Raw genomic sequence first — 14356 nt, forward strand, 5'->3', positions numbered from 1 at the left:
TTTAAACCAAGTTTTTCAATTGGTTAAGTTAGTGAATTGGTATGGATGAAACAAACAAAAAAACTATATGGGGGAATACAAAATGACTACAACACAAAAAACAGATAGCCTTTATCAAAAATCGAATTTTAACCGAATCGGGGAGCTAGGTAAGCTTGCACCGGAACAGTTTTCATCTTTTATAAACTTTAATAACAAAGCTTTGGCTGAAGGGAAGTTATCTGTAAAACTAAAAGAATTGATCGCAATCGCAGTTGCACATGTGACTGGGTGCCCATATTGCATCGATGTTCATGTAACGGCTAGTAAAAAAGCAGAAGTTACAAAAGAAGAAATCGGAGAAGCGATTTTTGTTGCAACGGCGTTAAAAGCAGGTTCGGCATTTGCACACGGAGTGAATGCATTAAATTCATTCGATGGTCAAAACGATGATGAGCTTTATAAAGCATCTTACTTCAATCGAATTGGCGAATTTTCAAAACTGAATGGCGATGTTTTTAAAGCGTTTATCGACTTCGATCAACAAGCTTTGAAAGCTGGGAAATTGACTGTTAAAGAAAAAGAACTTATCGCAGTCGCAGTCGCACACGCAACAGGTTGCCCGTATTGCATCGATCTTCATACAAAAGCGGCAAAGAAAGCGGGTTCAAGTTTGGAAGAAATCGCAGAATCAATTTTCGTTGCGGTTGCACTAAAAGCAGGAGCAGCATTTGCCCATAGCGTAAATGCACTTGAGGCCTATACGGAGTAATTCATTCGGTGTAACAGATGAATAAATTAAAGCCAACCATATTTGATAATGGTTGGTTTTTTTCTTTTTAAATTGTCATAATTCCGAGCGATACATATACGTTGTTTTTTAAAATTCATGTTATAATAGTTTTGTACGGATAACATTTTATCTGTTTTGAATAATCAGTGGTATTTAGCGATTAAAAGAATAACCACTATTAAAACTCATTTATTAAAAAAATTTACACACCTATATAAAGGAACGGGGAGAATTTTATTTGTTACATTATCAAACGCATGTTTTAGGTCCTGATCATGATTGGGTCGTATTCCTTCACGGACTTGGTGGTAATTCAAACATTTGGTACAAGCAAGTAAAGGAGTTTAAAACCCATTTTAACCTTCTTTTTATAGATTTAAAAGGTCATGGTGGATCGGTGGATCATCGGCCTGAATTACTGGAGTACACAGCGGAAGTACTAACGGAAGATGTCGTTAAAGTATTGGATTTTTTATCGATTGAAAAAGCCCATTTTGCCGGGATTAGTTTAGGGTCCGTTATTTTACACGGTATGCATATTTACGCTCCGCATCGTATTAAGAGTATGATTTTAGGTGGAGCAATTATCCGGTTTACAAGGTTTGCCCGGGTGCTGCTGAAAACAGGTGATTTAATTAAAGGGCTCGTTCCTTATATGTGGCTCTATAAATTATTTGCATGGATTCTTATGCCGAAAAAACATCATCAACAATCTAGAAACTTGTTTATAAAAGAAGCGAAAAAGCTTCGGAGAAAAGAGTTTATTCGTTGGTATAAGTTTGCCTCTACAGTACCTGTAATATATCCTCAAATAGATACAGAGAAATATCTGATTCCAAAAACATACATTATGGGCGACCAAGATTATATGTTTATAGGACCTGTTCGAGAAGATACTGTGAATGATAAAGCGGCGACTGTACATGTTATTGAGAAGTGTGGCCATGTATGTAATATTGAAAAGTATAAAGAATTCAACCGTGTTGCAATCAATTTTTTCAAAGAACGGGTGCAAGAAGAGAAGAAGGAAGTTCCTGTACCCAAACCGATTAGACGATTAGCGACAATCGGATAAAATCCTAGTCAGACAAGTTCGTTCTTGTCTGGCTTTTTGTATTTCTAGGGGTTCTCGAAACCCTTTGATACCAACACATGATATGATTAAGGAAGAAAGAAAGTAGTATATATGTTGAAATGAAGATTCTCCCTAAAAAAGAAAATCGCTGAATCGGCTCCCTTTCCGCGGGCGTTGCCTTAGCCTCCTCACTACGCTGCGGGGTCTAAGGCCCACGCTATTCCCGCAGGAGTCTTGCCTCATTCAACGATTTTCGGGGTGTACTGAAAGAAGTTATTCCTATTAAAGCACGAATCTAGCGGGAGGTATTCCCAAGCGCCAAGCGGTTTTGATCGGATGTTTATTTTAATATATAACTCCTATTTTTTTATTAATTTGGAATTAGTATGAGGAGGAAAAGTTATGGATCGTAAAAAGGAACAATTATTTAAGTACTATTACAATAAATTTGTTGAAAGGAGTTTTGACGAAAAGGATCTTTATAGTTTCCTACAATTAGTTAGGGAAGATGCCGAAGATATTCAAGTGATAAAGGAACTTGGTGATTTTCTTGGAAGCCGAGGAAAAAGCATGGGGTATATAAGAAGGCATCTTGAAGAGTGCGAGGAAATAGCGAAAAACTTTAGTAAAAACAATAACAGAAAGAAAATTGAAGATGTTTTTTCATTCAAAGAAATCCGAAATGGTTTTAATGCGTTATTTCTTAAACATGGTTTAAATAAATTGTCTGCTGAAATAATTAATGACTTTGTTTTATGTATTATTTCTTTAGCTCAAAGCATTTCGTTTACGCCAGATGAAACGAAAAGGAATGCAGGTTATTTAAGCTTTGCGGTTTCGAGTAAAGAAATCTTTTTGATGGGGAATATAAAAGTTCTGAACAAAGGTCGATATATTCCCGTTACTTTCCAAGTGATGGCGGCAAATAATATTTATGAAGATGTAACGCCGCAGGATAAAGACGATACGCCTTATCTTTTCAATGATGAATTAATGGAAGTTATTAATATAGATAAAGAGTTAGTTATCACATTTCTTTAAAGGAATCATGCAATTGCATAGTGGGAAGATTCGAGTCGGCCATATGAATGGTTGGCTCGTTTTTCTTTTGAATAGTTCGCGACCTACAAGACCATATTAGGAAGTAAATGTGGTTAGTTTGTAGGAGGACTTTCATGACTTGTGTAGTCAAAGTAACTAGTGTTGAAATTACCAATTTGAAAAATGTAAGGAAGGGTAAGTTTCATACAAATTCAAGTTTTGCTACGTTGGAGAAAGCGGACGTCATTGGATTTTATGGACAAAATGGTTCGGGGAAAACAGCTGCTGTGGAAGCGTTTAATTTGTTGAAAACTTTATTGTCAGCTAATCATGATGCTCCACTTCCAAAAATTACGTCGAACTTACTCTATTTTAACGAAAAGTCCATTAGGTTGATGTTTCAATTTATTATCGAAAATCGATTAGGTGAATTTTTCGTTGATTATACTGTTTCCTTATCACCGGGGAGAACGAAATACCGAGTCGTCAAAGAAGAAGTGTCGTACCGGGAAAACAAGGGAAATACATCGTTTATATCTTTAATTTCAAAGAATGACAACGAGATTTTGATTGGAAATAAAAAAATACAGGAAATGAGTGAAGCGGATCGAGTTTCAGTGATGGTAGCCAATCGAATGGCTGTCGGTAACTCCACTTCATTTGTCTTTAGAGAAGAGTTAAAAGAAGTATTTGAAAACTTATTTGAAGAACATGAAACTGAACTTATGAAAAATATTTCGATTAATTTTAATAGCGATTTACACGTCATTGATACAATTCACTATGGTCTCCTAATCGCCAATTTGATTATGCCTTTTAGCGTTCATTTGGAAAAGAAGCGCGGACATATCCCTTATGAGATGCAAGATACGATGGTGCTACCGATTGATTTGTTTGAAACGATTGACCAAGTAGTGAGGCAAACAAATATTGTGTTACAAACCATTATTCCGGGTCTTCAAATAAAGATTAGACAAATCAATAAGCAAACGTTAAGTGATGGAAATGAAGGGGTTCGCTTTGAGTTTCTTTCAAGAAAAGGGGAGATTGAACTTCCCTTACGAAGCGAATCGGAAGGTACGTTGAAAATTATTTCCATTTTAAGTACGCTCATCGCTGTGTACAATAATCCAAATGCGTGTGTTGTCATTGATGAGCTCGATGCGGGTATTTTTGAATATTTACTTGGCGAGATATTGGAAGTGCTAAATGATAATGCGCAAGGTCAACTTTTATTTACTTCTCATAATTTACGTATATTAGAAGTGCTTCCAATTCGAAACTTATGGTTTACGACGCTTAATGAAAACGATCGATACCATCAATTAAGAGGCGTTGAAAGGTTAAACAATGCGCGCGATGTCTATTTACGGGCTGTACAATTAGGTGGTCAAGCCGAAGAAATCTATGCAGAAACCAATCTGTATGATATTAAAACGGCATTTAGAAAAGCTGGTATTCCACATGACAATTAACAAAAAGAAAGTTGTGTTATTAATTGTCGAAGGAGGCTGCGAAGAAGTCTTGCTAAACAATCGGTTGCGTAGCCTTTTTGAGCAACATAATATCCGTTTTCATATCCAACACGGAGATATTTTATATGATTTGAGCAAACCGGACGAACCGATTAAGTCCGTAATTGGGAATGCTGTGAAAGAATTTATGATGAAAAGTAAATTTCGCCCGGAAGATGTATTTTGTGTACTCCATATTATTGATATGGATGGGTGTTTTATTCCAGAAGACGCGATTGTCATTGATGAAACCCAAAAAGAGTTAACGGTCTACCATGAACGTCAAATAACTGTGCCGCATGAAAAACAAAAGAAGTTAATTGTCGCTAGAAATGCGGACCGAAGCCAAAACATTAATACAATGAAGGCGTTAGATACAATCCTATCTGGTGAAATCAATTACCGGATGTATTACTTTTCAAGAAATTTAGAGCATGTATTGTTTAATGAAGCGAATCCAGAAAAAGGTTCAAAGTTTCCGGAAGTGGAACAGTTTATTGAACAATTAGAAATGCCAATTGAAGACTTTCTGCAGAAATCGATGCCGTTAGTAACTGGAGCCGATCCGTATTTGGAGAGTTGGGACATCGTTTCTCAAAATACAGCTTCGTTGGAACAATATAGCAATGTCCCTTTGTTATTTGAATTTGTTAAATCGCAATCTGAGTTATAAGTTATAACTTTACCTAAAATTTACTTTGAAGATAAATAGTTAAATCCTCTGAAGTCTATTTAGACTTCGGGGGATTTTCTTTATTAACAAGAGGTTTAAGAGTAGAATGGATAGTTAGGTATTCTTATCTACTTGTTAACTAATTGATTGAATGTAGGAGGAACTTATGGAAAAGATTGTGGTCACAGGGTATGGGATAAAAGCACCAGGAATACATAATAAAGAGGAATTTAAAGAAGCTTTGGAACTTGGTATTTGCACGATGGATATACTAAAGGGTCTCGGGCCGAATGACGCTGATATCGTAGCGGGGATTATTAAAGATGATTTTTTAACTATTAAAGGGAAAAACTACAAGCGTTATCCAAGAGTGAGTCGACTTGCGATTCAAACCGCAGATGACGCCATTGAAATGGCAAAATTAGTTGGAATTGATCCATCGCGAATGTCCGTAGTTGTCGGAACGGCAACTGGAGGAATAAAAGAAATTGAGGAAAATGCCGCATTGGCAAATGATATAAAGAAGTATCCTATTCATGGTTTAAATTTAGCGGACCCTCATACAGTTTCTTCTGCAGTTGCAGCTCATCTTGGCATTACTGGACAAGTTTTTACGATAACAACGGGCTGTGCCGCGAGTTCTGACGCTATATCACTAGGGAAACTATTATTGGAAAGTCGTCAAACAGATGTCTGTATTGTTGGCGGTGCAGATGCATCGTTAGGGAAATGGTCAATTTTTGGTTTCAGTAAGTTACGCCAAATCGGTTTGAATAAAAGAATTGGTGAAACCGGTGTCCCATTTTCACATGCACATCGGGGTTTTGTTATGGCAGAAGGTGCAGGCATGTTAACATTAGAAAGAGAAAGCGACGCGATACGCCGAGGTGCAACGATTTATGGTGTTATCGAAGGTGTTCATTCAAATAATGACGGCTTAGGGATGTTCCAATCCGATGAAACAGGTTACGGAATGTATAAGGCTATGAAAAGTGCCATCAAAAAAAATATACCAACATACGTGAATAGTCAGGCATTAGGATTAGCATCCAATGATCAAATCGAATCGTTTGTACACGAGCGATTATTTGGGCAATCCGTTCCGATTACTTCTATTAAAGGGATGTTTGGACATACATTCGGTGCAATGGGTGCGATTCAAGTAATTTCCTCATTGATTTCCATTGAACATAACTTCATTCCGCCGACTTTATTAACAAAAGGGGAAGGATTTGAAGAATTACCGATTGTTTTTGAAACAAAACATTGCCCTGTTGATAATGTAGCGATTACAACACACGGAAATAGTGGCAACAACACATGTATTCTAATTGGTAAATACTAGCTTAACGAGGAAGTGAGAGTATGGACTTAATCATCTCGTTGTTTTTTGCAATAGTACCTCTTTTAATTGGAATTTTAATTATTAATATTATTAAAGAAACGAGAGTTTCGAGTGCTTTACTTCTCTTTTTATTTTTTGCAAGCATTTGGCAGTTTGATGTAGCAGTTCTTTATTCACATCTTTATTTTTCAAGGGAAACTATTGATATACTATTTCGCTTGCTAAGATTCGGTCCGATTATGCTGACGCCTACATTATTTTATCTTGTCTATTCCATTGCCAAACACATGGTGAAAGACAATTTGGACAGTAATTGGCGGTTTGTTATAAATAAGTATGTCGTATTTATTCTTTATGTTTGGGGTTTCTTCGTATATTTGATTGGATGGAGTACGAAAGGAATCTATGAACTTGTTTTAATTAAATCAGACTTTCTCTTTCCAGTCTACGGTTCCATGTCCTGGGTATTTAATTTAAACGTTGTCTTGTTAATAGTAGGATTTATGGCTTGTTTATTCCTCGTGATGAAACTGAAAAATAACGAGTATAGATCATTTCTACTTTCATTTACCGTAGTTCTTACAATTGGTTATGGGATTGCGACTTTAAATATGTTTCCGGCGGCAAGGCTATATCCGAGTGGTGTTGCAGTTGTATTCTTCGCAATCTCGATATTTACACTCACGATGAGGTTACAAGTCGCCATCGTGAAAAAAATGAATCAGGCATTAAAAAAACAAGAAGAGAAGATTAGATATTTGGCCTATCATGATGATTTAACTAATTTACCAAATCGTCGGTTATTTAATGATGACTTACAAAAAAAAATCGAAAACGCTAAAGAAAATAATAACCAAGTAGCTGTTATTTTTATGGATTTAGATCGTTTTAAAAACATTAATGATACGTTAGGACATAACGTCGGTGATTTGCTTCTAATTGAAGTAACTAAAAAGTTAGGAACAATGGCTACTACGTTTGATCCTCGAGTAAAAGTGTACCGATTAGGCGGGGATGAATTTACAGTAATTGTTGAAAACAAGAATCGAGAAGCCGTAACGAATCTTGCAAATACAATTCTTGCGATATTTAAAAAGTCGTTACAGGTTGACGGTCATAGTTTATATATTACGCCTAGTATGGGGATTGGTCTTTATCCATCGGATGGACTAGATGCAAGTACATTAATGAAGAATGCTGATGCAGCGATGTATGTCGTGAAAGAGGGTGTTGGAAATAGTTTTCAATATTCTACGTCGGAAATCACGCAGAATTTTCACCGTAAGATGATAATCGAAAAACAATTGCGAACTGCATTGGAACGAAAAGAGTTCGAATTGCATTATCAACCACAATTAGACCTGAAGTCTGGGGAGATTGCGGGCATGGAGGTGCTCATGAGGTGGAATAATACAGAACTTGGAAACGTGTCACCTGATGAATTCATTCCATTAGCTGAGGAGACAAATTTAATTCTTCCAATCGGTGAATGGGTGTTGAAAGAAGCCTGTTCGCAAAACAAAAAGTGGCAGGAAGAAGGGTATCCTTTTTTAAAAGTAGCCGTAAATATTTCGATGAAACAATTTAATATAAGCAATTTTGTTGAAACTGTCTCGGAAGTTTTAAAAGAAACACAACTGAATCCTCAATATCTTGAATTAGAAATCACGGAAAGTATTGCAATGATGGATCTGAATGTAACGATTACTAAGTTACAGTTATTAAAAAAGATTGGAGTAAAAATTGCGATTGATGACTTTGGGACTGGCTATTCTTCACTAAGTTATTTGAAAAAGTATCCAGTGGACGTTCTAAAGATTGATAAATCATTCATTAGAAATGTCGCAAACAATAAGGAAAACAAAGTAATTGTCAATAGTATTTTATCAATAGCTGAACATTTTAACTTAGAAGTAGTTGCGGAAGGAGTAGAGACAAAATCCGATTTGGAATTTCTACATAAGGGAACTTGTAAATGTGCGCAAGGGTATTATATTGGTTATCCGGTGACGACAAAGGAATTTGAAAAAAAGTATTTCAGTAAAACAGGTAAATAAAAGCGTCTATTCATAGCCTTTAAAGGGGTTAGGAATAGACGTTTTTTATCTTAATGAATAAAATAAATACTCTCATCCAATTACCTCGTACAACCGGTCCACAGCCTCGGATATGTTTTCCTTATCTATATTCGCAAAACCAATGATCAAATCGATACTGTTTTCTACTTTATAACTTGTTTCTAAAGAAAAGCGCTTGATAGAGTAAATTTCCAACCTTTCTTGTGTGGCCCTTTCGTCAATCTGTTTGTAACTTCTTGTCGTTTGGAAGCGGGCAAGAAAATGAAGTCCCGCGGGTATGTCCTTGATGTCGAGTGTGTCCCCAAACTTGAGATGGAGATGCTTAATCAGCAACTTTCTTTTCATCTCATAATGGTGATTCATTTTTTTTACATACCTACTATAATCGCCGTTTTCTATGAAGTAATGCAATGTATATAAGCCCAGTGAATTACTATCCTGAATTAAATCGGCATAATAGTTTTGATAATCCCTCAATATTTTGGGTGGCAAGACCATATAGCTAATTCGTAAACCAGGTAACATCGTTTTTGAAAAAGTGCCTGTGTAAATAACACGTTGGTTACGGTCCAAGCTTTGTAAGGAAGGAATATTATCGGTTTCGTATTTGAATTCACTGTCATAATCGTCTTCTATTATGTAGCGATTTTCCAGTTTGACAGACCAATTAAGCAGCTCAATTCGTCTTGAAATTGGCATGATTTTACCGGTTGGGAACTGATGAGAGGGCGTGACAAAGACAAATCTAGCTCCGGAAGACTCAATCCTAGTAATATTAATTCCGTCTTCATCTAACGGAATCGGTCGGACATCGAAATCCATTTTTTCTAACATAGTGTGAAATCGAGAATAACCCGGATTTTCTAGGGCGACGATTGTTCCATCTTCCTGCATACCCATCAAATTGCGAATTAACGATTGTGTGCCTGCGCCAATGACGATTTGTTCCGGTTCGCAAATAATACCGCGAGATAATGCAATTAGGCGGGAAATGGTTTGTCGTACAATATATGGACCTTGCGGATGTTCAATTTCTGTAAGTTTACTTGCATGATTTTTTATCGCTTTTTCTTGGTACTTTAACCATTGTTTAAAAGGAAATAATGAGATATCCGAAGTCATATGGGATAGCGATAACCAACCTTCTTTGTCAATCACTTCTTCTTTTAAGTCATTTGGCAAATTGTTTATCCTTTGTTCGTCCTGCGTGATAAACTGAGTAATATTTTCTACGTAATATCCTTTTCTTTCCATAGAATAGATATATCCTTCAGCGAGTAATTGTTCGTATGCATTTGTAACTGAGTTCACGCTAACTTTGAATTGATCAGCCAATTTTCTTTTAGAAGGTAATTTTTCATCCGATTGAAGTTTACCCGTTAAGATCCGCTCTTTAATACCTTTATAAATCTGTTGGTATATGTATTTTCCTTGTTCATTATTTTTATCGAATGTCATAAACCTCATGTATATCCTCCTTAATCTGGTACCTGAAAAAACTAAGTTCTGGTACTTTCCATTATATCAGATTATTGGGATACTTATATATAATTCGAATAAGGGAGAGATATTCATGGTAACTACTATTGGATTGACTGAAGAACTACAAGAAAAAAGAAAAAAGTACGTTCCCAAAGGTGTAAGTAATGGAAACTTAAATATTGCCCATTCGGCAACGAGTGCTACGATAATAGATATTGAACGAAAAGAATGGATTGACTTTGCGGCCGCGATAGGAACATTAAACGTAGGACATAGCCATCCAAAAGTGACTGCTGCGGTAAATAGTCAAATCGAAAAGTTTTTGCATCCTGGTTTTAACGTCATGATGTATGAAGGCTATATTAACTTAGCGGAAAAACTATGTGAGATTACGCCTGGTACATTTGATAAGCAAGCGATTCTTTTAAACTCAGGTGCGGAAGCTGTTGAAAACGCTATCAAAGTTGCTCGTAAATTTACGGGTAGACAAGCAGTTGTTTCATTTGTTCGTGGCTTTCACGGTAGAACAAATTTGACGATGGGAATGACGAGTAAAGTTAAACCATATAAATTCGGATTTGGCCCGTTCGCTCCAGAAATCTACCAAGCACCTTATCCGTATGTCTATCAAAAACCAAATGAAATGACAGAAGAAGCATATGTAGACCGCGTGATTGAAGAATTTAAAGACTTTTTCCTAGCAACAGTTGCTCCGGAAACAGTTGCCTGTGTTGTTATGGAACCTGTTCAAGGTGAAGGCGGTTTCATTATTCCACCGAAAAAGTTTGTGCAAGCTGTAAGTGAGTTCTGTAAAGAGTATGGCATTGTTTTTGTAGCAGATGAAATTCAAACAGGTTTTGGTCGTACAGGAACGATGTTTGCAATGGAGCAATTTGACGTTATCCCCGATTTGGTTACTGTATCGAAATCATTGGCTGCTGGTTTGCCTTTAAGTGGAGTAGTGGGAAGGGCAGAAATATTAAATGCTGCAGCACCGGGTGAATTAGGTGGCACATATGCCGGAAGCCCAGTTGCGTGTGCAGCCGCATTAGCGGTTATCGATATTATTGAAGAAGAGAATTTACTTGAGAAGTCGGAAATTATGGGACAAAAGCTGGAGGCGAAGTTAAACGAACTAGCAGAAAAACATAGTTACGTTGGAGAAATTCGACGCTTAGGATCCATGGTCGCTGTTGAAATAGTGAACAATCGGACGGACAAAGTTCCAAATAAAGAGAAGACGAGTGAAATTATTCAATATGCAAATGAAAATGGCTTGTTACTTTTATCAGCTGGTCTAAAAGGGAACGTCATTCGCTTTTTAGCACCACTCGTTATTACAGAAGAAGAACTAGCAAAAGGTCTAGCTATTTTGGAAAATGCGTTTAAATAATTTTATAGATTAAGGGGAATGGTTTAGTATATGAATAAAAACTTTTCTAAATCGATGTCTACTTCAGATGTATTATTTTTAGCGATGGGCGCTATGCTCGGCTGGGGATGGGTTGTTCTTTCGGGTGAATGGATTGTAGGTGCTGGTTTTTTAGGAAGTATCATAGCATTTTTAATCGGCGGTTTACTAATCATCTTCATCGGTCTTACGTATGCAGAATTAGCGGCAGCGATGCCTGAAACGGGTGGGGGACTCGTTTTCGTTATGCGAGCTTTTGGTAAGAAAAGTGCCTTCGTTGCAGCATGGGCAGTTTTATTTGGTTACGTTTCAGTAATTACGTTTGAGGCAGTGGCCTTACCGACTGTAATTGATTATGTTATCCCTGTGGACCACAAAATCTTCCTGTGGAATCTTGGAGGTTGGGACGTATATTTAACGTGGGTTCTGATTGGATCTGGAGGGGCGATTGCTTTAACGGCTTTAAATTACTTTGGTATTAAACCAGCAGCAATTTTCCAGTCTGTTTTTACGGTCGCTATTGTTTTAGTAGGTGCTCTCTTAGTTTTTGGAGCACTTAAAAATGGAGAACTGTCTAACGTTCAACCGTTGTTTAAAGATGGAATTGGTGGCACTATGTCCGTATTAGTTATGATTCCCTTTCTATTCGTAGGTTTTGACGTTATTCCGCAAGTGGCCTCTGAAATTAAAGCACCGCCTAAAATCATTGGCCGCATTTTGATTATTTCAATCATTAGTTCGGTAGTGTTTTACTTATTAATTGTCTTCGGGGTATCTGTAGGATTGACTGAATCCCAGCTTACTTTGTCTTCATTAGCAACGGCTGATGCAATGGTCAATTTGTTTGGGAATCAATGGTTCGGAACTTTACTTGTATTAGGTGGGGTTGCCGGAATTATTACAAGTTGGAATGCTTTTATCATTGGTGGAAGTCGGATTTTGTATGCGATGTCCGTGCGTAATATGATTCCGGAATGGTTTGGCTTTATTCATCCGAAATATAAAACACCAACAAATGCGATTGTATTTCTAGGAATTCTTGCTTTCGTTGCACCATTTCTTGGTCGACCTTCTCTTGTATGGATTGTAAACGCAGGGGGAATCGGAATTGTTTTTGGTTATTTACTCGTTTCTATTGCGTTTTTACGATTACGAAAACTAGAGCCAGAATTAAATCGCCCTTACAAAATCAAACATTATCGATTTGTCGGTATTATGGCAATTCTATTAAGTGTGATGTTTATCACTTTTTATTTACCAGGAATGCCTTCCGCTTTAGTTTGGCCAATTGAGTGGGCTATTGTAGGCGTATGGTCCTTAATCGGTCTTAGTTTGTGGGTTACACGATCAAAAGAATCAACAAAAGGAGTGTTAGCAAATGTCGAAGACTATTAAAGTGAAAAACCCTGCAACGGGTGAATTAATTCAAGAGGTAACAAGACATACAGTTGAAGAAATTAACAGAGCGTTGGAAAATGGACAAAAAGGGTTCGAAAAATGGGCGAAAGTGAACGCGCACGAACGTTCAAGGTTGTTAAAAGCTTGGTCACAAAAAATCCAGGAAAACAAAGAAGAAATTGCAAAAGTAATGACGATGGAAAACGGAAAACCTTTGCAAGAATCAATAGGTGAAGTAAACTATGCAACAAGCTATATCGATTGGTATGCGGAAGAAGCTGTTCGTATTTACGGAAGAACAATTCCGGCATCATCCGAGACGAAACGAATTACAGTTAGCAGACAACCAATTGGCCAGGTTGCGGCGATTACGCCTTGGAACTTTCCGGCGGCAATGATGACAAGGAAAGCGGCACCCGCACTAGCTGCTGGTTGTTCATTCATTGTTAAAGCGGCAGAAGAAACGCCGTTAACGACAATGACTTTAGTGGAGCTTGCATATGAAGCGGGGATTCCGAAAGATGCGATTCAATATGTGAACGGAAGAGGATCTGTCGTCGGTCAACTATTCACGGATAGTCCATTCGTTCGAAAAATTACATTTACAGGTTCTACGCCTATCGGGAAAGCTTTAATCAAAGGTAGTGCCGATACAGTCAAACACGTAACGATGGAACTTGGTGGACATGCGCCACTAATTATTGCGGAAGACGCAGATCTGGATTACGCAGTGGGCCAAACAATCATTTCAAAATATAGAAACGCGGGTCAAACATGCGTCTGTGTGAATCGTATTCTCGTTCATGAAAATGTAGTCGATGCATTTGCGGAAAAGTTTACAGCAGCAGTGAATAAACTCAAAGTGGGCAACGGGTTGGAAGCAGGAACTGACGTTGGGCCGATTATTAACGAAAAAGGGTATGACAAAATCGTAGCCCAAGTAAATGATGCAATTGAAAAGGGCGCGGAAGTACTCACGGGGAATAAATATGAAGCAGATAAAGAACAAGGTTATTTCTTCGTTTATCCGACCGTGTTAAAAAATGTGGATGCAAGTATGGACATTATGCAAGAAGAAACATTTGGACCGATTGCTCCTATTACGAGTTTTAAAACGCTTGAAGAAGCGGTCGAGATTGCGAATAATACACCATATGGCTTGGCGGCTTACTTCTTTACGAATGATTATCGAACGGGAACGTACTTACATGATCATTTGGATTTCGGAATTATTGGCTGGAATGATGGTGCACCGTCAGCAGCACATGCTCCTTTTGGTGGCATGAAAGAGAGTGGACTTGGACGTGAAGGTGGCACGGAAGGTATCGAGCCATACTTGGAAACGAAATACTTGTCTGTTGGTAACTTGCTGAACTAAATCATCGTAAATAAAAAGTATCCCCATCCATGTCGATTAGACAGAGATGGGGATATTTTTTTCTTGGTTTTCTACCGTGTCATTGCTAGATATTTTATATCAATTATGATGTGAAAAAACCTTTCCTTTTATCGATAATAGTGTTAAAAGATGGAAAGTATGCTATAGTTGAGTGATAGGAGTGAATAT

The 14356-nt window shown here is 37.4% G+C and carries 11 protein-coding genes; 10 read left to right on the forward strand and 1 reads right to left on the reverse strand.

Translation table 11 applies throughout. The features are described from left to right. Positions 1-82: 82 nt before the first annotated feature. The 7 genes from KSU66_RS02540 to KSU66_RS02570 all read left to right on the forward strand — a co-directional run bounded on the left by KSU66_RS02540 (position 83) and on the right by KSU66_RS02570 (position 8477). Positions 83-751 (forward strand): carboxymuconolactone decarboxylase family protein, encoded by a 669-nt coding sequence (locus KSU66_RS02540; protein ID WP_269049852.1) that lies wholly within the window; start codon positions 83-85, stop codon positions 749-751. A gap of 259 nt (positions 752-1010) precedes the next feature. Then, a complete protein-coding gene (locus KSU66_RS02545; protein WP_269049853.1) occupies positions 1011-1847 on the forward strand; it encodes an alpha/beta fold hydrolase in 837 nt (278 codons plus the stop codon). A gap of 402 nt (positions 1848-2249) precedes the next feature. Next, entirely contained in the window at positions 2250-2888 is a 639-nt protein-coding gene (locus KSU66_RS02550; protein WP_269049854.1) for a hypothetical protein, read from the forward strand. Between the two features lie 134 nt (positions 2889-3022). Then, complete coding sequence (locus tag KSU66_RS02555) at positions 3023-4363, forward strand: AAA family ATPase (protein ID WP_269049855.1); 1341 nt, start codon at positions 3023-3025, stop codon at positions 4361-4363. Continuing rightward, on the forward strand, positions 4353-5075 hold the full coding sequence (locus KSU66_RS02560; RefSeq protein WP_269049856.1) for a hypothetical protein: 723 nt from the start codon (positions 4353-4355) through the stop codon (positions 5073-5075). Before KSU66_RS02555 ends, KSU66_RS02560 begins: the two co-directional genes overlap by 11 nt. Before the next feature lie 166 nt (positions 5076-5241). Then, entirely contained in the window at positions 5242-6420 is a 1179-nt protein-coding gene (locus tag KSU66_RS02565) for a beta-ketoacyl synthase N-terminal-like domain-containing protein (protein ID WP_269049857.1), read from the forward strand. A 20-nt stretch (positions 6421-6440) separates the two neighbouring features. After that, positions 6441-8477, forward strand: a complete 2037-nt coding sequence (locus tag KSU66_RS02570) for a putative bifunctional diguanylate cyclase/phosphodiesterase (protein WP_269049858.1) — start codon at positions 6441-6443, stop codon at positions 8475-8477. A gap of 72 nt (positions 8478-8549) precedes the next feature. Here the strand turns inward: KSU66_RS02570 and gabR are convergent, their stop codons facing one another. Continuing rightward, a complete protein-coding gene (gene gabR / locus KSU66_RS02575; protein ID WP_269049859.1) occupies positions 8550-9965 on the reverse strand; it encodes a MocR-like transcriptional regulator GabR in 1416 nt (471 codons plus the stop codon). 106 nt (positions 9966-10071) lie between these two features. On the opposite strand from gabR, the gene gabT reads away from it, so the two are divergent. Genes gabT through KSU66_RS02590 form a run of 3 tightly spaced genes read left to right on the forward strand, consistent with a single transcriptional unit; the run spans position 10072 to position 14167 of the window. Beyond that, positions 10072-11373 carry a 4-aminobutyrate--2-oxoglutarate transaminase gene (gene gabT / locus KSU66_RS02580; protein WP_269049860.1) on the forward strand — a complete coding sequence of 434 codons (1302 nt, stop codon included), beginning with the start codon at positions 10072-10074 and terminating at the stop codon, positions 11371-11373. Positions 11374-11403: 30 nt separating this feature from the next. Continuing rightward, on the forward strand, positions 11404-12786 hold the full coding sequence (locus KSU66_RS02585) for an APC family permease (RefSeq protein WP_269049861.1): 1383 nt from the start codon (positions 11404-11406) through the stop codon (positions 12784-12786). Beyond that, positions 12770-14167, forward strand: coding sequence for an NAD-dependent succinate-semialdehyde dehydrogenase (locus tag KSU66_RS02590; RefSeq protein ID WP_269049862.1), 1398 nt, complete (start codon positions 12770-12772; stop codon positions 14165-14167). Before KSU66_RS02585 ends, KSU66_RS02590 begins: the two co-directional genes overlap by 17 nt. Positions 14168-14356 lie beyond the last annotated feature (189 nt).

The sequence above is a fragment of the Sporosarcina sp. G11-34 genome, from assembly GCF_026931025.1.